A 23,484-nucleotide genomic window follows, 5' to 3' on the forward strand; every position below is an offset into this window, starting at 1 on the left:
TCTCTGTCAGGATGCCTGTCGAACTCGCGCAATGTCTGGGAAGAGCGCTCCAGCGAACTCAAGAGAATTGCACCATCACCATGATGCGAATGCCCTGTTCGTGCACAGATGCAAAGCCGCGACCTGATCTCTGTGACAGCTTCGGGATCGAAGCCGTCTATCCGTCGTGGCATGCACGCTGATCAAACCCGGCGCTCGACCATCATCTTCTTGATTTCGGCGATCGCCTTGGCCGGGTTGAGGCCCTTCGGGCAGGTCTGCGCACAGTTCATGATCGTGTGGCAGCGATAGAGACGGAACGGATCCTCGAGATTGTCGAGGCGTTCGCCGGTCGCCTCGTCTCTGGAATCGATCAGCCAGCGATAGGCCTGCAGCAGAACGGCCGGACCGAGATAACGGTCGCCATTCCACCAGTAGCTCGGACAGGAGGTCGAGCAGCAGGCGCAGAGGATGCATTCATACAGGCCGTCGAGCTTCTGCCGGTCCTCGTGGCTCTGCTTCCATTCCTTGGCCGGCGCCGGCGACACCGTCTTCAGCCACGGCTCGATCGAACGATGCTGGGCATAGAAGTTGGTGAGGTCGGGAACCAGATCCTTGACGACGGGCAGATGCGGCAGCGGATAAATCTTCACCGCGCCCTTGATATCGTCGAGGCCCTTGGTGCAGGCGAGCGTGTTGGTGCCGTCGATATTCATCGCGCAGGATCCGCAGATGCCCTCGCGACAGGAACGGCGCAGCGTCAGCGTCGGGTCGATCTTGTTCTTGATGTACAGCAGACCGTCGAGCACCATCGGCCCGCAATCGTCGACATCGATGTAGAACGTATCGATCGACGGGTTCTGGCCGTCATCCGGGCTCCAGCGATAGACGCGAAACTCGCGGGTGTTCTTGGCACCCGCCGGCTTCGGCCAGACCTTGCCTTCGCGCATCTGAGAATTCTTGGGGAGAGCGAGTTCAACCATAGCAGGTTCCTCTTGAGATCAGTACACGCGAGCCTTCGGCGCGATCTTCTGCGGATCGATGCCTTCGGCGATGAGCTCGGTGTGAACCGGCCGGTAGTCGAGTTTCACGTCGCCTGCCTCGTTGACCCAGGCGAGCGTGTGCTTGCGCCAGTTGACGTCGTCGCGGCCGGCGAATGCACCCTCGGTATAGTCCTCGCGCGCATGCGAACCACGGCTCTCCTTGCGGGCCTCGGCGCCGTAGATCGTCGTGATGGCGTTGGCCATCAGGTTCTGCAGCTCGAGTGTCTCCACGAGATCGGAGTTCCAGATCATCGAACGGTCGGTGACCTTCAGATCGCCCATTTCCTGCCAGATCGCCGAAATGCGCCGGCAACCGGATTCCAACGATTCCTGCGTGCGGAAGACGGCGGCGTCTTCCTGCATGGCGCGCTGCATCTTCTCGCGCAGTTCCGCCGTCGGCGTGCCGCCGCTGGCGTGGCGCAGACCGTCGAAGCGGTCCATGATCCTGTCGCAGGCTGCGACGTTGAGATGCGGGACCGGCGCTGCGCGGTCGATCACCTCGCCGGCGCGGATCGCAGCGGCGCGGCCGAAGACCACGAGGTCGATCAGTGAGTTGGAGCCGAGGCGGTTGGCGCCGTGCACCGAAGCGCAGCCGGCTTCACCCACGGCCATCAGGCCGGGAATGATCCGTTCCGGATTGGCGCTGTCGGCGTTCAGCACTTCGCCCCAATAATTCGTGGGAATGCCGCCCATATTGTAATGAACGGTCGGCAGAACCGGGATCGGCTCGCGCGTGACGTCGACGCCAGCGAAGATCTTGGCGCTCTCGGAAATCCCCGGCAGGCGTTCATGCAGAACGGCCGGATCGAGATGGTCGAGATGCAGGAAGATGTGGTCCTTGTTCTTGCCGACGCCCCGGCCCTCGCGGATCTCAAGCGTCATGCAGCGCGAAACGACGTCGCGCGAGGCAAGGTCCTTGGCCGAAGGCGCGTAACGCTCCATGAAGCGCTCGCCCTCGGAGTTGACGAGGTAACCGCCTTCGCCGCGAGCGCCTTCGGTGATCAGACAGCCCGAACCATAGATGCCGGTCGGGTGGAACTGCACGAATTCCATATCCTGCAGCGGCAGGCCGGCACGCGCCACCATGCCGCCGCCGTCGCCGGTGCAGGTGTGGGCCGAGGTTGCCGAGAAATAGGCGCGACCGTAACCGCCGGTCGCCAGCACCACCATCTTGGCGGCGAAGCGATGGATCGTGCCGTCGTCGAGGCACCAGGCGACGACGCCGGTGCAGCGGCTGCCGTCTTCCGACATGATCAGGTCGAGCGCGAAATACTCGATGAAGAATTCGGCATTGTTGCGCAGCGACTGGCCGTAGAGCGTATGCAGGATGGCGTGGCCGGTACGGTCGGCAACGGCGCAGGTGCGCTGGACCGGCGGGCCTTCGCCGTAATTCTGCATGTGGCCGCCGAACGGGCGCTGGTAGATCTTGCCTTCCTCGTTGCGCGAGAACGGCACGCCGTAATGCTCGAGCTCATAGACCGCCTTCGGCGCTTCCATGGTGAGATACTGCATGGCGTCGACGTCGCCGAGCCAGTCGGAACCCTTGACGGTGTCGTAGAGGTGCCATTGCCAGCTGTCCGGCGTCATGTTGCGCAGCGAGGCGGCGATGCCGCCCTGGGCCGCGACCGTGTGCGAGCGGGTCGGGAATACCTTGGTGATGCAAGCGGTGCGGAAACCCTGCTCGGCCATGCCGAGCGTGGCGCGCAAGCCGGCGCCGCCGGCGCCGACGACGATCACGTCGTAGGAGTGATCGACATACTTGTAGGCCTTGCCATTCTGGGCGGGTGAAGTCGGTGCCATATCAAGCTTATCCTACGAATGCGATTTTCAGAATGGCGAAGAGACAGAGGCCGGCGATCAGGATTGCAAAGAACGTGTTCAGCATCAGCAGCGCGATCTTGCCGAACTCGCCATGCACGTAATCCTCGATAATGACCTGCATGCCGAGTTTCATGTGGATGACGCCGGAGATCACCATCAGCCCCATGACAACAGCGACGAAGGGGTTCGACAGCGCGCGAACCACATCCGCATAAGGCGCGCCGGCATAGACGAGCATAAAGATGAGAAAGAAGAGGATGAGCGGAACATTGGCGACGGCCGTCAGCCGCTGGCGCCAGAAATGGTCCGTGCCGTCCTTGGCGGAGCCGAGCCCGCGAACCTTGCCGAGGGGGGTGCGCATATCCATGAGAGGACCTTCAGAAGCGAATGAGGAAGCCGATCACCCAGACCAACACGGTCAGACAGAGCGACCCGATGATGTTGGCGATGGCGAGCTTGGTCGAGAATTCCTTCCCGAAACCGTAACCGAGATCCCACATGAAGTGGCGAAAGCCGCCGAGCATGTGGTGCAGCAGCGCCCAGGTGTAACCGAGAAGCACGAGCTTGCCGAGAAGGCTGCCGAGCACCCAGTTGGCCCAGTCATAGGAGCCCTGGCCGCTTGCCGCCGCGATCAGCCACCAGGCGACGAGCAGCGTGCCGACGTAGAGCGCGCCACCGGTAATGCGGTGGACGATGGACATGATCATGGTGGGAATAGGTTTGTAAATCTGCAGATGCGGCGATAGGGGCCGGTTATTTGTCACGTTCGCCATCAGAACCTCGCGGCGGCTTCTCTGCGCTCCCGGATTTCGGAGCATGCTCAGTCAACCACACGAATGACAAAATTCTCTGTGTGCGTTGCATCAATTGCGACGTTTAATCACCGGAAACGCCGACGACAAGCACAATCGCTGTCTGCTTTTAATTTAATCGATTCGCGTTACCGGGAAGTTTGCAGGCTAAAGAAACTGGTCTTTTCCGCTCAAATTTGATGCTGATGCTCGGACCTGAATGGACAAGCTTCGGCTTTTGGCGCAATCTGGCGTTAACGATTTGTTAAGGATCGGAATTCCGGAGGCCGGCCACCCATGTTTCGCAGTCTGTCCGCAGTCACCCTGCTTGCCCTGTCCGCGCTTGCCGCCTTGCCCGCCGAAGCCGGCAACCGCCGCAGCGATCATCGCTTTCCCGGCCATCGCCACGCTGTCCACGGCGGATTGTTCCTCGGCGAACGTGCCGGCTGGCGCGATCGCGGCATCCGTTTCGACAATGCCTATCGGTATCGCAACCGCAAAGAGCGAATGCCGTTCCTGAAACAGTTTTCATCGCCGGCGACAAATCGCATCGCCCGCGGCAATCTCATCTTCGTCCTGCCCCAAGCGCAGGGTGGCGACAGCGGCGGCACCTATGCCGGCTCTTCCTATGCCTATCAGGTCGATGGCGGAACCTATGTCGGCGGCGACGGCTATGGTTTCTATCCGGCCCCGCGGCCTGAACAGTTGGCGCCGAAGGCGAAAGTCATCGACGTCGCCGTGCAGGACGATCCCTGTGCCTACGAGGCCAATGTCTGCATCATCCGGCCTTAGGCCGTAATGCATGTCGCACAAAAGTGTGCAGCGGTTTTGGGACAACGACATGCATAAAACAAAGACTTAAAGCGCGTCGCATGATTCCGATTTGACGCGACGTGCTTTAGAGCCTTTCCTGGTCAGCTTTGCTGACAAGGATATGAAGATGACGAACGCCGGCGGCTCAAATTTGCCCGGCCCCACTCTTTCGCGACGCGGCTACGTCAATACGGATGGCGCACATCGGCGGGAGATTCTTGTCCTCAAACGTCGCCCGCCGTGGCGTTCCGCTTTCCGGCATCCAGGCATCCCAGGCTCTGTTCATTTCCTCGAATGAGGCAAGGTCGCTGAGCCAAATGTTGGCGAGAATGATCTCCGCCTTATCGGTCCCTTCGCGCAGCAGCATGTCATCGATGCGCTCCAGTATTTCGTTGGTTTGCGCCGTCACGCTCGCTCCTCTCGTCAGGTTTGCGACCTGACCGGGCAGATAGGCGGCATCTGCGAGGAGAGTTTCGTCAACTTTGGCTTGCCCCATCATCGTATTCGCAACTTCCATGAATGCTTGAGATTGGGCCGTTCGACCCTTCATTGGAATCACTGTGGGGCTTGGCGTGCCATTTCGGTAGAGGGAATTAAGTTGAGCCGATATAATAGAAGCTGAACGCTCCTAAAGCCTTCCTGGTCAGATTGAAGCATTCTGTTGGCTCAAGGCTTTAGCTGGACAAAATGGCCGTATGCCGCGAAATGAAGTCCACAAGGTAGCGCGCGCCCTCGGCCGTCTCGGACTGAGCATAGAGACCGATCTCGATGCGCACCGGCCCGGGCAGATCCGCCGATTTGTCAAGTGTCCGGCAGCCCTCCGGTTTCGTGTTGAGCATCATCGGTGCGATACCGATACCGACGCGAACCGCGGTCGCCATGGCCACCAGCGTCGATGCGACGCACGCCGTCTTCCACTTGATGTTCCGCTGGGACAGAGCGGCAATCGTCGGGAGCGTCCAGGGACACTCCTCCTCGAACATAATGATGGGAAGCGGTTTTTCCGCATCCGCCACAAAGTCGGATCTGACCGTCCACATCAAATATTCGGTCCAGATCAGGGTCGGTTTTCGCGAGAGGCAGGTGATGTCGCAAACCACGAGATCCAGCTTCCTGTCTTCAAACAGGCTGGCGAGGCGGCGATTCGGCTCGACAATGATATCGATCTCGACCTTCGGGTTCTGGGCTCTGAAGTCGCTAAGAATGTCGATCAGGTGGCCGGCCGCGAAGTCCTCAACGACGCCGAGGCGGATGCGGTCCTCGATCATCTTGCCTGTCAGCCTTTTCTCGACCTCGTCGCTGAGGGCGACCATTTCGCGGGCATAAGCCAGCATGATCTGCCCATGGCTCGTGAGCTCGAGGCCTTTTGACGAACGCGAAAACAGCGTAACGCCGACAAGCTCCTCCAGCTTGCGGATCTGCATGCTCACGGCCGCCTGCGTTCTGTTCAGCTTGGCGGCTGCTCCATTGACGGTGCCGATCTCCGCGACGGTCAGAAATGCACGAAGCAGATAGGAATCAAGATCAAGCATCAGGAGCCGCATTCCATACTTTGTGGCGCTCGAGAGCCGAGGGCCTCTCTGCCGATAAGCGGATATTGGACGAACCATGTTCTTACGGCAACCGGCGATCCTTTGCCCGGGGCGCAGCGCAAGCTGCGTCCCGTCAATGCCAGCTTATCGCGCGAAGAGGACGCATGCCTCCGGCGGAATGGAAACGCTGATCTCCTGCCCGCGAGCGAAGGCTATGTCTGGACGGTTAGGGCAAGCCGAGATTATGCGGTCACCGCTGACGAGGTCCAGAACGATATGCCTGAACGCACCTAGTGTCACAACGTCGGCAACGCGTCCGGGCATGGCCCCGGCTCCCGGAGCGCCGGACGATATCTCGACGCTTTCCGGCCTCACGCAAATCTCGGCGGCACCGGAAAGGCTTCCCGTGGACGCGACCGGAAACTCCCAGCCGGATTCGGAGCGAAATTTGCGCGCCGATCCGCCCGCGGCCAAAATCGAGCCGTGAATCCAATTCGTCCGTCCCATGAAATCCGCGACGAAACGCGAGTCTGGACGCCAATACACATCATCCGGCCTGCCGGATTGCATGATTGCTCCACGGTTCATCACGAATATGCGCTCTCCCAGGCTCATCGCCTCTTCCTGGTCGTGGGTTACCACGATTGCGGTCGAGCCGACCGCGGCGAGCACATCCTTCAATTCGGTGCGCAACTCATGCCGAAGCTTGGCGTCGAGGGCCGACAAGGGCTCATCCAGAAGAACAAGGCTCGGATGGGTGGCAAGCGCCCGCGCCAGCGCAACACGCTGCTGCTGGCCGCCGCTCAACTGGTGCGGCCGCCGCTGTCCGAAACCGACGAGCCGGACGAGCTCAAGCATCTCGGCAATGCGGCGAGGTATTTGCTCCGGCGGATGGTTGCGATGGCGAAGTCCGTAGCCGATGTTCTGTTCGACGGTCATATGCGGGAAAAGAGCGTAATGCTGGAACAGCAGCCCGACATTGCGCTCATAGGGTTTCAATCCGGCCATCGGCTCGCCGTCGATCAAGATCGAGCCTTTGTCGGGCCGCTCGAATCCGGCAATGAGCCGAAGAATGGTGGTCTTGCCGCAGCCGCTTGGTCCGAGCAGTGCGATTGTTTCACCTGGATTCACCGAGAAGGAGATATTACCGAGGGCGACGGTTTCGCCGAAGCGCTTGCTGACCCCTTGAAATTCCACGGCAGAAATCATCGTATTGTCCTCAAGAACGAAACAAACCCTGGCCGACGACAGTGTCGAAGCCGACGACCCGGTCCAGCACGACGATCAGCAACGCGGTGACGGCAATCAGGACCACGGCCGCCGCAGCGATCGTCAGGTCGAAAGCCGCCCGCATGTTGCTGACCAGCGTAACAGGCAAGGTCGTTGCGGACGGATCGCTCAGAAAGAGACTGATCGATACGTCATCTATTGAAATGGCGAAGGCGAAGATCGCCCCGGTGACGACACCCGTCCGCATGAGCGGCAGGGTAATGGTCCAGAAGGCCTGGCGCTCGGTGGCGCCGAGAACCATTGCGGCTTCCGTCAATCGTTGATCGCTGCCGAGAAGGCTGGCGAGACTGGTCCTTATGCAATAGGGCAACGTCACGATCACGTGGCCGAGGAGCAGGCGCGCCATACCATTCGTGATGCCGGCCTTGGAAAGAAAAAGCAGCAGGCCGAATCCAATGACGACGGGCGGGACGATGAGTGGCGAGAGAAAGGCCGAAGTCAGCGCCGCCTTTCCTGGAAAATTGCCACGGGCAAGGCCAACAGCCGCCGCAGTTCCAATCGTGACGGACAGAACCGTCGTGAGTACCGCCAAGATGAGGCTGGTGCGTAGGCTGGTAAGGATATCCGCCTGGGAAACCAGCCGTTCGAACCAGTGAAGCGACAAGGCAGGTGGCGGCATTGGACCAAGGTAGGTCCTGGCGTCGAAAGCCATGATGCATGTTATCACCAACGGGATGGCGAGGAACGCCAATCCAAGGCCGATGACACCGTAGGCAAGGGAAACGGCGATCCGGTCTCCGGTTCGCGCTGCAAGAGACTGTCTGCTCATCGGGAAACCTTCCAGGCCTGCGCAAACGTTATGACAGCGACCACCGCCAACGCCGCCGCAAGCATGACGAGCGAGATCGCCGCGCCGCTCGGATAGTTGGCGATATCGCTGAACCGGGTGTAGATGACGTTCGATATGAAAAGCACCCGGCCCCTCCCGAGCACCATGGGAATGACGAAGGCGCTGATCGCGAAAGTCAGCGAGACAAGCGTGCTTGAGATCAGAGCCGGGAAGCTCAGGGGAAGCGTGATCGACAGATGGGCTTTCCATCCCGGCGCGCCGAGCGACTGGGCTGCATCGAGCAGACGCGGATCGATCGATTGCATCGCGCCAATCAGCGTCAGCGTTGCGACCGGTATGATCGAGTGAACCAGACCCGCAGTCACGACGATATTGATATATTCGCGGCTGTTGGGCGAAAGGCCAAGTGTCAAGAGGAAGGGGCGGAAGATGCCGACCGACCCGAAGGTCAGTTCGATCGCATAGGTCTTGATCAGGACGCTGGAGAGAACAAGCGTAATCAAAAAGCCGAGAGTGAGCGCCCGCATCCGCGGGGAAATGCGCCGTACGATGAAGTAGGCCAGCGGGAATGCCACGAGCTGGCCGATGATCGCGGCAGCTCCACCGATCCAGAAAGTCGTCAGCAGGACGCTCGCAAACGCCTGGTTTGCCAGCTCATAGTAGTTTTGAACTGTCGCCGCGGCATTTTCAACGGAACCGACGCGCCCCGGCGTAAACTCCTTCAAGCTTTCGATTGCCAGATTGACTAATGGCGACAGAAAACCGAAGGCGAACACCAGCAGGGCTGGTCCGAGCGTCAGGGCGACATCTCGGCGATCAGGAATAGAAATGGCAACGGGTTGCCGCCTTGCTTTGGTCATGGTGAAACAGCCTTTTCCTCGCCCTTGCGGGGCATGAGAAAGGGAGGTTATCGAAGCCCGCCTCGCGCCTTCGATAACCTGCCGCGAGGTGCCTTAGAGCAACGGAGCGATGTCCTGTTCCCAGCGCTTGGACCAGGCATCCTGCTGTTCGAGAACGACATTGTAGTCCGGCACATAGACGAAGCTCGAAAACTCGTCCGACGTGAAGGACAGATGCTTGAGATTGTCGGGGGTGACCGCCTTGCTGTTCAACGGCGCTTCGCCCGCCACTTTGGCGTAGAGCGAGTTCATGTCCGGGCTGATCGCGAAGTTGACGAAATCGAGTGTCGCCTTGGTGTTCGGCCTATTCTTCAGCACGCCGAAACCGCTCTGGTAGAGGAAGGCCTTGAAGTTACTGTCCTTGGTGAAACGCGTAACCGGGAAGTTCTTCGCCACGGCCGCCCAGCCGGGCTCAGCGAAGAAGCCGACGGAGGTCTCGCCCGACGTCAACGAATTGGTGAAATCGATATCGGTGATGGCGACGCGGCCGATATTGCCGGATTTCGCCAGTTCCGTCATGAGCTTCCACCCGGGTTCCATATTCGTTTCACTGCCGCCGGCGTGAAGGGCGAGCGCGACGATCTGGAGCATCATGCTCTGTGTCGGGCCTGGCCAGCAGATCGCCCCCTTAAGATCGGGGCTCAGCAGATCATCGATGGTCTTCACAGCGATCGGAGCCGTGTCGGTTCGGGCGCCGAAATACATGCCGCCAACGGCGCGTGGGACCGCTTTGATATTCCCCTTGCCGTCCCGAATGATGATTTTCTCGGGAATATTCGCAAGGTTGGGAACATCGGCAGGATTGATGGTCTCGAGCCAATCCTCCTTCACCATGCTGTTGAATGAGCCCTCCCAGCCGGCGACATAGTCGTAGTCGACATTCGGCCAGACGGCCTTGATCTTTGGCAGGATCGCGCCTGCGCCGCCCTGATGGAGAACCCAGTTGAACGTCGCCGCATTCTGGTCGGCGGCAATCTGCTTCATGGCCTCGACGACATCGCCGCCCCATTCGACGGCGGTGAGATTGCCGCTGCCGGCAGCGGCGGATCGCGCAAACCCGGTCATCGTGCCGGCAATCCCCGCGGCAGCGGCGGATCCGAGGAAGCGGCGGCGTGTCATATCGTGCAACATGGTAGGTTCCCTTTGTTGTCGGCCCTCTGCCGGACCGTTCGTATCGGAGACTGCTGGGAGGTTGCCGACCGCGGTAGTGGGAAAATTCTCGCCGGGTTATAAAGTTTTCTGAACGTACCGATGAACGCACGACCCGCATCGCGGCGCCTCGGCGGATCCGAGCTATCAGCAATCGTTATATCCCCTCTCGAATTTTCGCGGTTCCAAGAGAAGCGTGCGGCGCTGATGATGATGGCAGCATCAATACGTGGGAGCCTGCCTTGACCATTGATCGGGATTTTCTGGAAAACTTGAGAAAGCGCTTCGGCAGCGCCGCAGGCGGGGAGATGGAAGATCCGCACTTCCGCGCCGTGGCGGCGAGCGTATTCAAGGACGGCGACAGCCGCAAATGGCCCTTTGCCGATCCTGCGACCTTTCTGGACGCCCGTTTCATCGAGAATGGCTTGCGGCCCGAGGTGCTTGAGGCGCTTGACGTGGCTCTGATCGGTGTGCCGATGGACCTCGGCGTCACCAATCGCGCCGGCGCGCGGCTGGGGCCGCGGGCCGTCCGGGCGATCGAGCGTGTCGGCCCCTACGAGCATGTTCTGCGTGTCGCGCCGATGGGAGGGTTGAAAGTCGCCGATGTCGGCGACGTGCCGATGCGCAGCCGGTTCGACCTGGCCGAATGCCATGCCGACATCGAGGCCTGCTACCGGATGATCGCGGCAACCGGGGTCATCCCGCTGTCGGTCGGCGGCGACCATTCGATCTCCGGCGCCATTCTCAAGGGCCTGGCGGCCAGCGAGCCCGTAGGCATGATCCACATCGACGCTCATTGCGACACCGCAGGTCCCTATGAGGGCTCCAAGTTCCATCACGGCGCGCCGTTCCGCGAGGCGGTTCTGGCCGGTGTGCTCGATCCGAAGCGGACGATCCAGATCGGCATCCGCGGCGGCGGCGAATATCTCTGGGAGTTCTCCTTTGCCTCCGGCATGACCGTCATCCACGCGGAAGAGGTGGCGGAGATGGGCCTCAAGGCCGTGATCGCAAAGGCTCTGGAGGTTGTCGGCGCCGGTCCGACCTATCTCAGTTTCGACGTGGACAGCCTCGATCCGGCCTTCGCTCCGGGAACCGGCACGCCGGAAGTGGGCGGGCTTCAGCCGAGGGAGGCCTTGACCCTGCTGCGCGGCTTCAAAGGCATCAACCTCGTCGGCGGCGACGTCGTGGAAATCGCGCCGCAATACGACAACACCACCAACACCGCGCAGATCGCCGCGCAGGTCCTGTTCGAACTCCTGTGCCTCGCGATGTTCAGTCCCGCGGTCAGGACAAACATGACCTGAGAACCAGCTTCACACCGGCAGCGTGCCTCGTGTCCGCTGCCATCCATCACCTGTCGCACAACACGTCTCAAAAAAGGGGAACGACATGACTGCTCTTATGAAATTGCGCTACGCCGCCACCGCGGCAATTGCCGTATTCGGCATCCTGGCAGGGGCCGCACAGGCTGACGAACTTGCCGATATCAAAGCCGCAGGCGAGATCAACATCGGCATCTTCTCCGATTTCCCGCCCTTCTCTTCGGCAAGCGCCGATATGAGCATCAAAGGCTATGACGTCGACGTCGCCCAGAAGATCGCCGACGGGCTCGGCGTGAAACTCAATCTCGTGAGCGTGACTGGTCAGAACAGGATCGCCTACCTGAACGACGACCGCGTCGATCTGCTGATGAGCGTCGGCTATTCGAAGGAGCGTGCCGAGGTTATCGATTTTGCCGCCCCGTACGCCCCCTACTATATCGCCGTCATCGGTCCGGCTGCGCTGAAGGTGAGCGGCAAGGAAGACCTTGCCGACAAGACCGTCGCCGTCAATCGCGGGACGCTCGAAGACACCTCGCTGACCGCCGCCGCCCCCGGTTCGGCCGCGATCCAGCGTTTCGAGAACTACAATTCGGTCATCCAGGCCTTCATATCCGGCCAGACCCAGTTGATGGTCGTCGGCAACGATGTCGGTGCGCAGGTTCTGGCACGACAGGACGAACTGAAGCCGGAGCAGAAATTCCAGCTCCTCAGCTCGCCCTCGCATATCGCGCTCCGCAAGGGCGAGGAGGGCCTGAAGAAGGCCGTCAATGACAGCGTCGCCGCAATGATCGCCGATGGTTCACTCGACGCAAGCTCGAAAAGCTGGCTGAAAGCACCGCTCAACCCTGAAAACCTGAAGGACTGACGAGGCGGTCTCCCACCCACCAGAGCATGATGTCGAAAACCGCAAGCGATTCCGGCGGCATCATGCTCCAATTCTTTGGTTGAGAGGCGGATCCAGATTTCGGGCCGACCCAACCCAGGTCATCCGGCTCCAAAGGACAAGCGATGAGATACAGCCTCGATTTCAATTGGCTATGGGACGGAATGGGCGCTCTGGCTTATGGCGCGGGCACGACGCTTGCACTGACGGCCTCCACATCGGTCCTCGGGATCGTTCTCAGCGTTCTCGGCGCGGCCGCGCGCCGGGGACCTTATCCATGGTTGCGCAAGGCCGTCGGCCTGTATGTGGAAGTCATGCGCAATACGCCATTCCTGGTGCAGCTGTTCTTCATCTTCTTTGGCTTGCCCAGCCTCGGCATTCGCCTTGATCCGATCTCTGCCGCAGTTCTTGCCATGACCCTCAACATGGCGGCCTACACGATCGAGGTGGTCGGGGCCGGGCTCGATGCCATACCGAGAGGCCAGAAGGAGGCGGCACAGGCACTCGGCCTCAGACCTCGGCTGGTGTTCTTCAAGATCATTCTGCCGCAAGCGCTCGCCATCATTTTTCCGGCACTGACGAGCCAGATCATCATCATGATGCTGGAATCGGCGGTGGTATCGCAAATATCCGTCCGCGAGCTGGCGCAGGAGGCCGATCTGCTTCAGTCGCGGACCTTCCGCTCCTTCGAGACCTATCTGGTGGCGACGTTGATCTACCTTTTGATGTCCGCCGCACTTCGCCGGCTCCTTTTCGCCGGGAAACGCCGTTTTCTGGGAGCCGGTCTGGCATGATTGAGTTCACCTTCTGGGACATTCTGCGCAATCTTGTCTTCGCAACACGCTGGACGCTGCTGCTTTCGCTCGCAGCCTTTGCCGGCGGCGCCATCGTTGGCCTGGCGATCCTCTCTGCACGGATATCGAAAACGCGCTGGCCGCGCAGCTTCGCGTCCGGCTACATTGCCCTGTTTCAGGGAACGCCGCTTCTCATGCAGCTCTTTTTGATGTTCTTCGGCCTGCCGATGCTCGGTTTCCGCATCGAGTCATGGACTGCCGCCGTCTGCGGCCTGACGTTCTATGCCAGTGCCTATCTGGCCGAAATCTGGCGGAGCGGCGTCGAGGCGGTGCCGCGCGGGCAATGGGACGCCGCAGCCAGCCTGGGTTTGCACCGTCTCCTCGAACTTCGCCTTATCATCCTGCCGCAGGCTTTCCGGATCACGCGCGCGCCGACCGTCGGGTTCTTGGTTCAGTTGATCAAGAGCACCGCACTGGCCTCGATCCTCGGCTTCGAAGAACTGCTGAAGACCGCAAACGCCATCAACAACGCGACCTTCGAACCTTTCAAGGTCTACGGTCTCGTCGCCGTGATCTTCTTCGCCCTGTGCTATCCGCTGACGCAATACGCCAGAATTCTGGAGAAGAAGGCGGCGTTTGGCTGAGCGGTGCCGCGTTGCCCCCGCATTCCGATCGCAACGGAATGTCCAAAGGGCCGATGCCGGTTGAAAAACTGGTGCGCCGCGCAGCGGCGACGCGGCCTCGTTCAATCACACAGAACTCGCTTTATCCAGCAGTCAGAACTCACTGAGAGATCGCTTCAATGACCGACACACAAATCCGTATTCTCGATGCCCGGACAACGGGCGAGCTTCTGCCTTTCGACGCGCTGGTTGCGACTTTGCGGCAAGCATTTGCCGAAGGCTGTGTTGTGCCGGTACGGCATCACCACACGATAGCCAATAGCGGCGAGCCGGATGCGACGCTGCTTCTGATGCCGGCCTGGCATGAAACGCACCGGTCGGAGCGCTACCTTGGCATCAAGATCGTTACCGTCTTTCCCGGAAACACGGCGCGCGGCATTCCCGGTTTGACCTCGACCTACATGCTCTATGATGGCCGGACCGGGATGCAGCTTGCGCTCCTTGACGGCAACACGATCACGGCGCGCCGTACGGTGGCGGCATCGGCCCTTGCCGCGGACTATCTCGCTCGAAAGGACGCGCACCGTCTGCTGGTGATCGGCGCAGGCCGCGTCGCGAGCCTCATACCCGATGCCTACCGCGCCGTCCGGCCGATCGCGCATGTCGATATCTGGGATATCGATCCCGCCAGCGCGGAACGGCTGGCGCAGAGCCTTCGGCAACGAGGCCTCCAGGCCACTGCCGTCACGGATCTGGAAGCCGCGACGCGGCAAGCCGATATCGTCAGCGCAGCGACGCTGGCGACCGCACCGCTTATCCGGGGCGAATGGCTGAAGCCGGGCACCCATGTCGATCTGATCGGCGGCTTCACGCCGGCGATGCGCGAGGCCGATGACGAAGCGCTTCGGCGCTCCTCGGTCTATATCGACACGCACGAAGCCCTTCACGAAGCAGGCGATCTGGTTCAGCCGATCAGGGCTGGCGTCATGTCTACAGATGCAGTGCGTGCGACACTTGATGAGCTGTGCCGCCGGGATATTCCGGTGCGGACGTCCGACGATGAAATCACCCTTTACAAGGCAGTCGGAACGGCGTTGGCTGATCTTGCCGCCGCGACGATGGTCTATGAAGCTGCCTTGATCGCAGACTGACGCCTTCTGGCCCGGGCGATCGCGAATGATCGGAACGCGCCTGTTGCCGCGTTCCAGCAGTCAGGCATCTGCGCCAGAGACAAGAGCTATTCGTGCTTCCTTCCCTCGACCGCGTTCCCTACACTCTGGCCTTTCCTCCCCGAGTCCTGGAAATGAGGTTTTCATGAGCACGCTTACCCGCTTCTCCGTTCAGCCGCTCTCGACCATGACCCGCCGTCTTGCGGATGTCGCCTCCGCTCGTCGCGAACCCGACCTGGTCATCCAGGGCGCGCGCGTCCTGTCCACTTATTCGGAGCGCTTTCTCGACGGACGGGAAGTCTGGATTTCGGGGGGCCGCATTGCAGCCGTGAAGCCAGCCGGCAGCTACAGAGGCGGGAGCGCCAAGCTCTACGACGCCAGAGGCGGCATCATCGCCCCGGGTCTGGTCGATCCGCATATCCATATCGAATCCTCGATGGTGACGGCCTGCGCCTATGCGGAAGCTGCACTCCTCAACGGCACGACGACGATCTTCTGCGACAGCCACGAGATCGGCAACGTCATGGACGTCGCCGGCGTCGAGGCCATGCTCGAGGATGCGCGGCAGGCGCCGCTGTCGATCTTCCTGACCGTGCCGAGCACCGTGCCGGCGACGACGCCGGACCTGGAAACAGCCGGCGGCGACCTGACGCCGGACAAGATCGCCGCCCTGTTCGACAAATGGCCGGAAGCCGTGGCTCTCGGTGAGAAGATGGATTTCGTCCCCGTTGCGATGGGCGACGAGCGCAGCCATGCGGTCCTGGCTGCAGCACTCGAGCGCGGCAGGCCGGTGTCGGGCCATGTCTACGGACGAGAGTTCGTTGCCGCCTATGCCGCATCCGGCGTTACCGACACGCATGAAGCCATCGACCGCGATATTGCCGACGACCTGCTGGAAGCCGGCGTGTGGATCTTCCTGCGCGGCGGCCCGCCGACGACTCCCTGGCATTCGCTGCCGCAGGCGATCAAGACGATCACCGAGCTCGGCGCCTCCCACAAGCGCGTCGCCGTCTGCACCGACGACCGTGATGCGGAAGATCTGCTCGCCTTCGGCCTGGACTGGGTAACGCGCGAAGCCGTGAAATACGGCATGAGGCCGGAAGAGGCCTGGGCGATGGGTTCGCTGCACGGCGCGACGCGGTTCGGCATGGAAGGCGAAATCGGCGGTCTGGGCGGCGGGCGCCGGGCCGATCTGGTGCTTCTCAGCGACGACCTTACGCCGGTCAGCACCTGGTATGGTGGCAAACTCGTCGTCGACAGCAAGAAGATCACGCCGATCCTCGACGAAGCTCTGTCGAAACCGTACCGCTATCCGGATGCCGCCTACCACACGGTCAAGCTGCCCAAAAATCTCAAGCTGACACCGGACCTGCCGACGGAGACGGTCGTCGCTCATACGATCAAGACGGAGCTGCCCGGCATTACCCTCGGCCACGTCACCGTCACGCTGGAGCCGGCCAATGACTGGCAGGCGCATTTCGACAGGCACGACCTCTGCTTCGTGACGGTGGTGGAGCGCCACGGCAAGTCAGCCGGCAATGTCGCCCACGGACTGCTCAACGGCTTCGGGCTCAGACAGGGCGCGGTCGCATCCTCGGTCGGCCACGACAGCCATAACATCATCGTCGCCGGCACCAATGCCGCCGACATGCAGGTGGCGCTGGACGCGATCGAAGAAAGGCAGGGTGGCGTCTGTGTCGTCATGGACGGCAAGGTGACGGCCATGGTGCCGCTGCCGATCGCCGGGCTCTTGTCCGACCAGCGCGTGCACCGGGTCGCGGACGAGGTAAAGGCCTTGAAGCTCGAGTGGGAAAAGGCAGGCTGCACCATTGCCTATATGGGCTTCAACCTTATCCCGCTGTCGGTCATCCCGGAAATCCGGATAACCGACAAGGGCCTGGTGCTGGTGCCGGAAATGGTAATTTCGCCGCTCTTCGAAAAGGCTTGACTGGCAAAAAAACAATCGGCGAGTGCTTGCTGGGATGCCAACATAGAACAGCCCGCGCGATCGAAACCTGAATGTCGGCCCGACCTAGGGAGCGAAGCGCCACACCGTCGTCCTCTTGATTTCGCTGTCCTCTAGCGCCCGCGTCACCGGCACCTCGTAAACCGCGCAGAATTCCAGCCGACCCCGCGGCAGGTAACTGCGTCCGGGATCGCCGACAAGCACCGCCTTGCCCTCGGCCGCCAGCATCGCGAACCAGGGAACGAGCGCATCGGCGAAAGCGCGGTCGTAGAAGACGTCGCCGGCAAGCACGATATCCGCATCGACGGCCTGGCCGATCAGATCGGCGCCGGTAAATCCGAGCAAAACGCGATTGGCCTCGGCATTCATCCGGACTGCGGCTTGCGCCCAGGGATCGATATCGCAGGCGGTGACCTTGCGGGCACCGGCCATCACAGCCGCAATGCCGACAAGGCCGGAACCGCTGGCGAAATCGAACACGCGCTTGCCGCGCACCGTTTCCGGTTGGTCGAGGATGTAGCGCGCCAGTCCCTGACCGCCCGCCCAGGCAAAAGCCCAGAAGGGTGGCGGCAGACCGATCGCCTCCAGCTCCTCCTCCGTCTTCAGCCAGAGTTCATGCGCCTCGCTCGCCAGATAGAGCGAAATCTCCGGCACATGCGGCGGCGGCATCAGGCTGGTATTGGCGCGGATGAAGGCTTCGGGATCGGTCTTCAACGCGGCGGATTGTCCAGCCCGCCCATGCGGCAGACTTCGAGATATTCTTCTTCCGTCACCGGCTGCACCGACAGCCGCATCGAGGTGACGAGCGCCATCTTGGCAAGCTTCTCGCTCGCCTTGACATCCTTCAGCGTCACCGGCTTCGGCATGTCCATGACGGCGCGGATATCGACGCAATCCCACTTCGGATCGCCCTTGGCGGAGGAATCGGGATGGGAGAGGGCGCAGACTTCGACGATGCCGACGATCTCCAGCCCGTCATTGGAATGGTAGAAGAAGCCTTTGTCGCCGATCTGCATCGCCCGCATATTGTTGCGTGCCAGGTAGTTGCGGACGCCGGTCCATTCCGTGCCCTTTTCGCCGGCAGCCTTCTGCTGCTCCCAGGACCAGGAGGCGGGTTCGGATTTATAGAGCCAGTGCGCCATGTTCACGCCTCCGGTTTGTTGAAGACCCAGTTGTAGGCCTGGACCTCGACGCTTTCGAACAGCCCGGCCTTGGCGTAAGGGTCGGCATCGGCAAGCGCCCGCGCCGCCTCTTTCGATTCCGCTTCGACGATGATCAGACTGCCGCAGGGCTTGCCGTCATCGTCGAGAAATGGGCCGGCGATCTTCAGCGTCCCCTCGGCATTCAGCTTGTTCAGATGCTCGATATGTGTCGGACGCGTATCCATCCGCACGTTCAGATGTCCCGGTTTGTCCTTGCAGAGAAGGGCGAAAAGCATGTCTGTCTCCTATTCGGTGGTGATCGGACGCGTCATCAGCTGCTCGATCGCCTCTGATATATCGAGCCTGCCGTCGATGATGGCGGAAACGGCATCGGTGATCGGCATGCTGACCTTCAACTCCGCCGCCAGCCGCGAGGCGACGGAGGCGGCAAACGCGCCTTCCACCAGCGCGCCATGCAGCGGATCGGTCTTGTCGCCGCGCCCGAGCGCGATGCCGAAGCGCAGGTTTCGCGATTGATGGCTCGTCGCCGTCAGCACCAGATCGCCGAGCCCGGAAAGCCCGCGCACCGTATCCGCCTGGCCGCCCTTGGCGACGACGAAACGCGACATTTCCGCAAGCCCGCGCGCAATCAGCGCCGCACGCGCGGAATCGCCGATGCCACGGCCTTCGACGATGCCGCAGGCGATCGCCAGCACATTCTTGAGCGCGCCGCCGAGCTGCACGCCGATCCGGTCGCTGGAGGCATAGAGCCGGAAGGTCCGGCCTGATATGGCCTGCGCCAGCCGCTCCGCCGTCTCCATGTCGGCTGCCGCAATCGCCATCGCCGTCGGCAGGCCTTTGGCGATATCGGCGGCAAAACCCGGGCCTGAGAGCACCGCGACGGAATGGTCCGGCAGTTCACGTTCCAGCATATCCGTCAGAAGATTGCCCGTCGCCCGCTCGATGCCCTTGGCGCAGGTGACGACGACAGCATCCTTGGAAAGATACGGTCCGTATTGCCGCGCCGCATCGGCCTGCGCCTGCGACGGCATCGCAAAAAGCACAATGGAGGCGCCGGTGATTGCATCCGCCTCGGCGGAAAATTCCAGCGTGTCAGGCAGAGAAATGCCGGGCAGCACCGCATCATGCAGCCGCTCGCTCTTCAGATCTTCCATCAGCGCCGGATTGCGCCCGACAAGCGTCACCGCACTGCGCCCGGCAAGGGCGATGACGGCGGCAAGCGCCGTGCCGAAAGCCCCCGATCCGACGACGGCGATGTTTTCGCTCATGCCTTGGCTCCTCTTTTTCCGAAACCGACCAGCCTTTCCGCGTTGGAATCGAGCGGCCAGCGCGACCGCGGCTGTACGTCGAGCGCATCCGGCGCGGCACCCGCTGCCATCCGCTCCAGTCCCGCCCAGGCGATCATCACGGCATTGTCGGTGCAGAGGTGCAGCGGCGGCGCAATGAAGCGGAAGCCATTCTTGTCGCACAGCGCCTGCAGCGTGCCGCGCAGTTCAAGATTGGCGGCGACGCCGCCAGCAACGACGAGTGCCGGCTTTTCGCCAGCAGCAGAGCCGGTAGCAGGCCCAGGAGCAGGCAATGTCGCCGGAAATTCCGTCTTGAAGCGCTGCAGGCCGCGGCCGATGCGATCCTTCAGCGTCCGCGAAATCGCCTTCTGGAACGAGGCGCAAATATCCGCCACGTCCTGATCGCTGAGCGGCGCGATATCCTGTGCCGCCTGCCGCACGGCCGTCTTCAGGCCGGAAAAGGAGAAATCGAGCCTTGCCTCGCCGACCAGCGGCCGCGGAAAATTGAAACGATCGGGATTGCCGTCCCGCGCCATCCGCTCCACCGCCGGTCCGCCGGGATAGGGCAGGCCGAGCAGCTTTGCCGTCTTGTCGAAGGCTTCGCCGAGCGCATCGTCGATCGTCGTGCCCCAGCGCTCGTATTGCCCGACGCCGCGCACCAGGATGAGCTGGGTATGGCCGCCGGAGACGAGCAGCATCAGATAGGGAAAAGACAGCCCGTCCGTCAGCCGCGCCGTCAGCGCATGGCCTTCGAGATGGTTGACCGCATAGAGCGGCTTGCCGGCGGCTCTGGCGATCGCCTTGCCGGTCATCAGCCCCACGAGCAGCCCGCCGATCAACCCCGGCCCCGAGGTGGCGGCAATGGCGTCGACATCGCCCAGCGACACATTGGCACGCTTCAGCGCCTCTTCGATCAGCTCGTCCAGCGCCTCGACATGGGCGCGCGCGGCGATCTCCGGCACCACGCCGCCATAGGCGCTGTGCTCGTCGAGCTGCGACAGCACCACGTCCGACAGCACGTTGGAATGCCCCTCCGCATCGCGCTCGACGACGGCGGCGGCGGTCTCGTCGCAGCTTGTTTCGATGCCAAGGATGCGTAGAAAGGGAACCATGAAGCCTGTTCGTTGATTGCGATGGGATGGAAACCCGTTTACGAGAACTCCGGTAACAACGGAATTGAGCGGATGCAAACAAAACCTTTCCGGATCGGCACGCGGGGTAGCCCGCTGGCGCTTGCCCAAGCGCATGAGGCCCGCGACAGGCTGATGGCGGCGCATCATCTGCCCGAAGAAATGTTCGAGATCGTCGTGCTGACGACCAAGGGCGACCGCATCACCGACCGGTCGCTTTCCGAGATTGGCGGCAAGGGCCTCTTCACCGAAGAGCTCGAACAGAAGCTTGCCGCTGGCGAGCTGGATTTCGCCGTGCACTCCGCCAAGGACATGCCGACGCACCTGCCCGAGGGCCTTCATCTTTCCGCCTATCTGCCGCGCGAGGATATCCGCGACGCCGTCATCGGTCGCACCGCGCGCAAACTGATCGACCTGCCGCATGGCGCCACCGTTGGTTCCTCGTCGCTGCGCCGCCAGGCGCTGATCCGCCGCATGCGGCCTGACATTAACGTCATCACCTTCCGCGGCCTGGTGGAAACGCGCCTGCGCAAGCTCGAGGAGGGCCAGGTGGACGCGACCCTGCTGGCGCTGGCCGGCCTGAAGCGTCTCGGCAAGGTCGATGTGCTGACCGATATCCTCGATCCCGACACCTTCCCGCCGGCGCCGGCGCAGGGGGCGATCTGCATCGAAAGCCGCATCGGCGATGCCAGGGTCGACGATCTGCTGGCACCGGTCAACGATATCACGACTTTCGACACTGTCTCCTGCGAACGCGCCTTCCTCGCCGCACTCGACGGCTCCTGCCGCACGCCGATCGGCGGTTATGCCGTCTGCGAAGGCGACCTGATCCGCTTCTCCGGCCTCATCATCACCCCCGACGGCCGCAGCCAGCATGCCGTGACGACCGACGGCCACCGCCGCGACGCGGCAGCACTCGGCACCCGCGCCGGCCAGGACGTGCGCGCAAGGGCAGGCAGCGCCTTTTTCGACGATTGGCACTGAGGCGGCTGATGCGCGTGCTCGTCACCCGCCCCGCCCATTCGGCGACGAGAACCGCACAACGTTTGCGCGATATGGGCCACGAGCCCTTGCTGCTGCCGCTGCGTCAGCCGCTGCACGACAGCGCCGCCGCCGCAGCGGCCCTGGCGACCACCAGCGGCGCAATCGCGGTGACCAGCGCCGAAGCGATCAGGGTCGTTTCCGCCCTCGGTGAGCAGCTTCGTCCGCATCTTAGCCGCCCGTTTTTCGCGGTCGGGGAGACGACGGCGGGAGAGGCGCGCAGCCTTGGCTTCCGATATGTCGCCGCATCCGCGGGCAACGGCCGCGATCTTGCCGATCTCATCGCGGCGCAGGGAGCCGACGGGTTGCTCTATCTTGCCGGCACCCCGCGCGCCGAAACTTTCGAAGGAAGATTGCGCGAGCTTGGCATCCAATTTTCCGTCGCCGAATGTTATCGCATGCAATCGGCCGTCCCCGATTCTGCCGAGGTCGACGCGATCTTCGCTGACGGTGGCCCGGACGTCATCCTCTTCTATTCCCGCCAGACGGCTGAGGATTTCTTTCGCCTGCCGGAGCCGCGGTCCGCCCTACCGAAGCGCAGCACAATTCGCCTCCTTTGCCTGAGCGAGGCGGTGGCGGGGGCCGTTCCGGCAGTACTCCGAAAAAACGTGACGATTGCGCCAATGCCGGATGAGAGAAGCCTTTTGTCGCTGCTTTGAGGCTCTAACTGCCCAAATTTGATCTAACCTCTTCCCTTAACTGGGATCACTGTCTAGTTTCGTTGCAATGCAGGATAAAGAGGACCTCATGGTATCGGGAAACCCGCCACGCCATTCGAAGAGCGCCGACGAGCCGGTCACGATCGACCTCGATGCACAGGAATTCGCCTCCGCAGCCGATACCGAAAAGCCGGTAGAGAGCCCAGCCGGTGATGCCGACACTACCGCCGCCACGGACGACGGCCTGACGCCCGAAACCGAAGCTGCCTCGCATGCCGAACATGAAGAAAAGCCTGCGGCGGAGGCGCTGGAGGAGGAACCGGTAGCTTCGGAACCGTCCTACACCCCGCCTCCCGAACAGCCCGCGCCGAAGAGCGGCGGCACCTCCGGTCTCATTGCCGCCGGCATCTTCGGCGGCCTCGTGGCGCTGCTCGGTGCCGGCGCCATCCAGTATGCCGGTTACCTCCCGAGCTCGTCTGCGCCACAGGCGACCTCGCCGGAGACCGCCGAGCTTTCCGGCGAGATCGACGGCCTGAAACAGGCCGTCGCCAACCTTGCCGCCAACCCGGCGAGCACGGATGACGGCGCGCTCGAGAAGCGCGTCGCTGCGCTGGAATCGGCGGCGAAGGCTCCCGCAGCCGGTGCACCGGCCGATTCGGCAAATGTCGAGGCGCTCAACCAGAAGATTGCGGAACTGACCGGCCAGGTCGATCAGCTGCGCGCCACACTTGCCCAGTCTTCCGAACAGCAGACGACGAACGGCGCCGATATATCCAAGCGCCTCGAAGAGGCCGAAAAGAAGCTGAACGAGCCGCGCGAGGACGTCGCCGTCGCCCGGGCGATCGCGGCCGCCGCCCTTAAGGCGGCGATCGATCGCGGCGGTCCGTTTGTGGCCGAACTCGACACTTTCGCCGGCGTCGCGCCCGACGATCCTGCTGTCGCCGACCTCCGCGCCTTTGCCGAGACCGGCATTCCCTCACGCGCCGAACTGGTGGCAGCGGTTCCCGATGTCGCCACCGCGATCGTCGAAGCCGTCAACCAGCCGGATCCGAACCAGAGCTGGTCGGACCGGCTGATGTCGAGCGCCAAGTCGCTGGTGAGCGTTCGCCCCGTCGGCAATATCCAGGGTGAAAGCGTCGAAGCCATTGCTGCCCGCATGGAGGACAAAGTGAAGAGCGGTGACCTGCCCGGCGCTTCCGCCGAATGGAACAATCTGCCCGCCCTCGGCAAGCAGGCGTCGACCGCCTTCAAGCAATCGCTCGAAGCGCGCATCCGCGTCGAGGAACTGGTCGGGGGCGCGCTGTCGAAAGCCGTTTCCGGCACCGGCAAGGAAGGATAAAA

General features: G+C 62.2%; 25 protein-coding genes. 10 read left to right on the forward strand and 15 right to left on the reverse strand.

The window, feature by feature from the left end:
• Positions 1–182 precede the first annotated feature (182 nt).
• Genes FHT79_RS26220 through sdhC form a run of 4 tightly spaced genes read right to left on the reverse strand, consistent with a single transcriptional unit; the run spans position 183 to position 3,616 of the window.
• Positions 183–962 (reverse strand): succinate dehydrogenase iron-sulfur subunit, encoded by a 780-nt coding sequence (locus tag FHT79_RS26220; RefSeq protein WP_003567268.1) that lies wholly within the window; start codon positions 960–962, stop codon positions 183–185.
• Positions 963–980: 18 nt separating this feature from the next.
• Positions 981–2,822 (reverse strand): succinate dehydrogenase flavoprotein subunit, encoded by a 1,842-nt coding sequence (sdhA, locus tag FHT79_RS26225; protein ID WP_183904472.1) that lies wholly within the window; start codon positions 2,820–2,822, stop codon positions 981–983.
• 7 nt (positions 2,823–2,829) lie between these two features.
• Entirely contained in the window at positions 2,830–3,210 is a 381-nt protein-coding gene (gene sdhD / locus FHT79_RS26230; protein ID WP_047615588.1) for a succinate dehydrogenase, hydrophobic membrane anchor protein, read from the reverse strand.
• Positions 3,211–3,220: 10 nt separating this feature from the next.
• A complete protein-coding gene (gene sdhC / locus FHT79_RS26235) occupies positions 3,221–3,616 on the reverse strand; it encodes a succinate dehydrogenase, cytochrome b556 subunit (RefSeq protein ID WP_047616030.1) in 396 nt (131 codons plus the stop codon).
• 315 nt (positions 3,617–3,931) lie between these two features.
• Here sdhC and FHT79_RS26240 point away from each other — a divergent pair, with 315 nt between their 5' ends.
• On the forward strand, positions 3,932–4,426 hold the full coding sequence (locus tag FHT79_RS26240; RefSeq protein WP_183904473.1) for a hypothetical protein: 495 nt from the start codon (positions 3,932–3,934) through the stop codon (positions 4,424–4,426).
• Between the two features lie 166 nt (positions 4,427–4,592).
• Here FHT79_RS26240 and FHT79_RS26245 read toward each other — a convergent pair whose 3' ends face one another.
• The 6 genes from FHT79_RS26245 to FHT79_RS26270 form a co-directional block, all read right to left on the reverse strand.
• Positions 4,593–4,946, reverse strand: coding sequence for a RidA family protein (locus tag FHT79_RS26245; protein WP_047616157.1), 354 nt, complete (start codon positions 4,944–4,946; stop codon positions 4,593–4,595).
• Between the two features lie 175 nt (positions 4,947–5,121).
• Positions 5,122–5,991 carry a LysR family transcriptional regulator gene (locus tag FHT79_RS26250; protein WP_174824500.1) on the reverse strand — a complete coding sequence of 290 codons (870 nt, stop codon included), beginning with the start codon at positions 5,989–5,991 and terminating at the stop codon, positions 5,122–5,124.
• A 132-nt stretch (positions 5,992–6,123) separates the two neighbouring features.
• Positions 6,124–7,188: an ABC transporter ATP-binding protein gene (locus tag FHT79_RS26255; RefSeq protein WP_183904474.1), complete on the reverse strand. Its 1,065-nt coding sequence runs from the start codon at positions 7,186–7,188 to the stop codon at positions 6,124–6,126.
• A gap of 10 nt (positions 7,189–7,198) precedes the next feature.
• Positions 7,199–8,038, reverse strand: a complete 840-nt coding sequence (locus FHT79_RS26260) for an ABC transporter permease (RefSeq protein ID WP_047615593.1) — start codon at positions 8,036–8,038, stop codon at positions 7,199–7,201.
• Complete coding sequence (locus FHT79_RS26265; RefSeq protein WP_063473784.1) at positions 8,035–8,919, reverse strand: ABC transporter permease; 885 nt, start codon at positions 8,917–8,919, stop codon at positions 8,035–8,037. Before FHT79_RS26265 ends, FHT79_RS26260 begins: the two co-directional genes overlap by 4 nt.
• A 93-nt stretch (positions 8,920–9,012) precedes the next feature.
• Entirely contained in the window at positions 9,013–10,089 is a 1,077-nt protein-coding gene (locus tag FHT79_RS26270) for an extracellular solute-binding protein (protein WP_027682553.1), read from the reverse strand.
• A gap of 260 nt (positions 10,090–10,349) precedes the next feature.
• On the opposite strand from FHT79_RS26270, the gene speB reads away from it, so the two are divergent.
• From speB to FHT79_RS26300, 6 genes are all read left to right on the forward strand, one after another.
• Positions 10,350–11,411 (forward strand): agmatinase, encoded by a 1,062-nt coding sequence (gene speB / locus FHT79_RS26275; protein ID WP_183904475.1) that lies wholly within the window; start codon positions 10,350–10,352, stop codon positions 11,409–11,411.
• An 85-nt stretch (positions 11,412–11,496) separates the two neighbouring features.
• Entirely contained in the window at positions 11,497–12,294 is a 798-nt protein-coding gene (locus FHT79_RS26280) for a transporter substrate-binding domain-containing protein (protein WP_047615601.1), read from the forward strand.
• A gap of 143 nt (positions 12,295–12,437) precedes the next feature.
• Entirely contained in the window at positions 12,438–13,106 is a 669-nt protein-coding gene (locus FHT79_RS26285; RefSeq protein WP_047615602.1) for an amino acid ABC transporter permease, read from the forward strand.
• On the forward strand, positions 13,103–13,750 hold the full coding sequence (locus FHT79_RS26290) for an amino acid ABC transporter permease (RefSeq protein ID WP_047615604.1): 648 nt from the start codon (positions 13,103–13,105) through the stop codon (positions 13,748–13,750). The genes FHT79_RS26285 and FHT79_RS26290 overlap by 4 nt, the downstream gene beginning before the upstream one ends.
• Before the next feature lie 158 nt (positions 13,751–13,908).
• Positions 13,909–14,880, forward strand: a complete 972-nt coding sequence (locus tag FHT79_RS26295) for an ornithine cyclodeaminase family protein (protein ID WP_183904476.1) — start codon at positions 13,909–13,911, stop codon at positions 14,878–14,880.
• A 163-nt stretch (positions 14,881–15,043) separates the two neighbouring features.
• Positions 15,044–16,846 carry an adenine deaminase C-terminal domain-containing protein gene (locus FHT79_RS26300; RefSeq protein ID WP_183904477.1) on the forward strand — a complete coding sequence of 601 codons (1,803 nt, stop codon included), beginning with the start codon at positions 15,044–15,046 and terminating at the stop codon, positions 16,844–16,846.
• 84 nt (positions 16,847–16,930) lie between these two features.
• Here the strand turns inward: FHT79_RS26300 and FHT79_RS26305 are convergent, their stop codons facing one another.
• The 5 genes from FHT79_RS26305 to tsaD are packed head-to-tail and all read right to left on the reverse strand — an operon-like array spanning position 16,931 to position 20,425.
• Entirely contained in the window at positions 16,931–17,578 is a 648-nt protein-coding gene (locus FHT79_RS26305; RefSeq protein ID WP_183904478.1) for a methyltransferase, read from the reverse strand.
• Entirely contained in the window at positions 17,575–18,006 is a 432-nt protein-coding gene (locus FHT79_RS26310; protein ID WP_047615609.1) for an EVE domain-containing protein, read from the reverse strand. The genes FHT79_RS26305 and FHT79_RS26310 overlap by 4 nt, the downstream gene beginning before the upstream one ends.
• Before the next feature lie 2 nt (positions 18,007–18,008).
• A complete protein-coding gene (locus tag FHT79_RS26315; protein WP_132574315.1) occupies positions 18,009–18,302 on the reverse strand; it encodes a YciI-like protein in 294 nt (97 codons plus the stop codon).
• Between the two features lie 9 nt (positions 18,303–18,311).
• Entirely contained in the window at positions 18,312–19,295 is a 984-nt protein-coding gene (locus tag FHT79_RS26320) for an NAD(P)H-dependent glycerol-3-phosphate dehydrogenase (RefSeq protein ID WP_183904479.1), read from the reverse strand.
• The gene (gene tsaD / locus FHT79_RS26325) at positions 19,292–20,425 is read right to left on the reverse strand and encodes a tRNA (adenosine(37)-N6)-threonylcarbamoyltransferase complex transferase subunit TsaD (RefSeq protein WP_183904480.1); all 1,134 of its coding nucleotides are present in this window, start codon (positions 20,423–20,425) and stop codon (positions 19,292–19,294) included. Before tsaD ends, FHT79_RS26320 begins: the two co-directional genes overlap by 4 nt.
• 72 nt (positions 20,426–20,497) lie before the next feature.
• Here tsaD and hemC point away from each other — a divergent pair, with 72 nt between their 5' ends.
• From hemC to FHT79_RS26340, 3 genes are all read left to right on the forward strand, one after another.
• Entirely contained in the window at positions 20,498–21,427 is a 930-nt protein-coding gene (hemC, locus tag FHT79_RS26330) for a hydroxymethylbilane synthase (RefSeq protein ID WP_047615613.1), read from the forward strand.
• 8 nt (positions 21,428–21,435) lie between these two features.
• Positions 21,436–22,143, forward strand: a complete 708-nt coding sequence (locus FHT79_RS26335; RefSeq protein WP_183904481.1) for a uroporphyrinogen-III synthase — start codon at positions 21,436–21,438, stop codon at positions 22,141–22,143.
• 67 nt (positions 22,144–22,210) lie between these two features.
• The gene (locus FHT79_RS26340; protein WP_028757786.1) at positions 22,211–23,482 is read left to right on the forward strand and encodes a membrane protein; all 1,272 of its coding nucleotides are present in this window, start codon (positions 22,211–22,213) and stop codon (positions 23,480–23,482) included.
• Positions 23,483–23,484: the final 2 nt, after the last annotated feature.

The sequence above is a fragment of the Rhizobium sp. BK212 genome (genome assembly GCF_014197475.1).
Taxonomy (GTDB): domain Bacteria; phylum Pseudomonadota; class Alphaproteobacteria; order Rhizobiales; family Rhizobiaceae; genus Rhizobium; species Rhizobium anhuiense.

Excerpts from the sequence above, each read along its gene's own strand:
- FHT79_RS26220 (WP_003567268.1), bottom strand. The coding sequence starts at position 962 with ATGGTTGAACTCGCTCTCCCCAAGAATTCTCAGATGCGCGAAGGCAAG.
- sdhA (WP_183904472.1), bottom strand. The coding sequence starts at position 2,822 with ATGGCACCGACTTCACCCGCCCAGAATGGCAAGGCCTACAAGTATGTC.
- sdhD (WP_047615588.1), bottom strand. The coding sequence starts at position 3,210 with ATGGATATGCGCACCCCCCTCGGCAAGGTTCGCGGGCTCGGCTCCGCC.
- sdhC (WP_047616030.1), bottom strand. The coding sequence starts at position 3,616 with ATGGCGAACGTGACAAATAACCGGCCCCTATCGCCGCATCTGCAGATT.
- FHT79_RS26240 (WP_183904473.1), top strand. The coding sequence starts at position 3,932 with ATGTTTCGCAGTCTGTCCGCAGTCACCCTGCTTGCCCTGTCCGCGCTT.
- FHT79_RS26245 (WP_047616157.1), bottom strand. The coding sequence starts at position 4,946 with ATGATGGGGCAAGCCAAAGTTGACGAAACTCTCCTCGCAGATGCCGCC.
- FHT79_RS26250 (WP_174824500.1), bottom strand. The coding sequence starts at position 5,991 with ATGCGGCTCCTGATGCTTGATCTTGATTCCTATCTGCTTCGTGCATTT.
- FHT79_RS26255 (WP_183904474.1), bottom strand. The coding sequence starts at position 7,188 with ATGATTTCTGCCGTGGAATTTCAAGGGGTCAGCAAGCGCTTCGGCGAA.
- FHT79_RS26260 (WP_047615593.1), bottom strand. The coding sequence starts at position 8,038 with ATGAGCAGACAGTCTCTTGCAGCGCGAACCGGAGACCGGATCGCCGTT.
- FHT79_RS26265 (WP_063473784.1), bottom strand. The coding sequence starts at position 8,919 with ATGACCAAAGCAAGGCGGCAACCCGTTGCCATTTCTATTCCTGATCGC.
- FHT79_RS26270 (WP_027682553.1), bottom strand. The coding sequence starts at position 10,089 with ATGTTGCACGATATGACACGCCGCCGCTTCCTCGGATCCGCCGCTGCC.
- FHT79_RS26280 (WP_047615601.1), top strand. The coding sequence starts at position 11,497 with ATGACTGCTCTTATGAAATTGCGCTACGCCGCCACCGCGGCAATTGCC.
- FHT79_RS26285 (WP_047615602.1), top strand. The coding sequence starts at position 12,438 with ATGAGATACAGCCTCGATTTCAATTGGCTATGGGACGGAATGGGCGCT.
- FHT79_RS26290 (WP_047615604.1), top strand. The coding sequence starts at position 13,103 with ATGATTGAGTTCACCTTCTGGGACATTCTGCGCAATCTTGTCTTCGCA.
- FHT79_RS26295 (WP_183904476.1), top strand. The coding sequence starts at position 13,909 with ATGACCGACACACAAATCCGTATTCTCGATGCCCGGACAACGGGCGAG.
- FHT79_RS26300 (WP_183904477.1), top strand. The coding sequence starts at position 15,044 with ATGAGCACGCTTACCCGCTTCTCCGTTCAGCCGCTCTCGACCATGACC.
- FHT79_RS26310 (WP_047615609.1), bottom strand. The coding sequence starts at position 18,006 with ATGGCGCACTGGCTCTATAAATCCGAACCCGCCTCCTGGTCCTGGGAG.
- FHT79_RS26315 (WP_132574315.1), bottom strand. The coding sequence starts at position 18,302 with ATGCTTTTCGCCCTTCTCTGCAAGGACAAACCGGGACATCTGAACGTG.
- FHT79_RS26320 (WP_183904479.1), bottom strand. The coding sequence starts at position 19,295 with ATGAGCGAAAACATCGCCGTCGTCGGATCGGGGGCTTTCGGCACGGCG.
- tsaD (WP_183904480.1), bottom strand. The coding sequence starts at position 20,425 with ATGGTTCCCTTTCTACGCATCCTTGGCATCGAAACAAGCTGCGACGAG.
- hemC (WP_047615613.1), top strand. The coding sequence starts at position 20,498 with ATGCAAACAAAACCTTTCCGGATCGGCACGCGGGGTAGCCCGCTGGCG.
- FHT79_RS26335 (WP_183904481.1), top strand. The coding sequence starts at position 21,436 with ATGCGCGTGCTCGTCACCCGCCCCGCCCATTCGGCGACGAGAACCGCA.
- FHT79_RS26340 (WP_028757786.1), top strand. The coding sequence starts at position 22,211 with ATGCAGGATAAAGAGGACCTCATGGTATCGGGAAACCCGCCACGCCAT.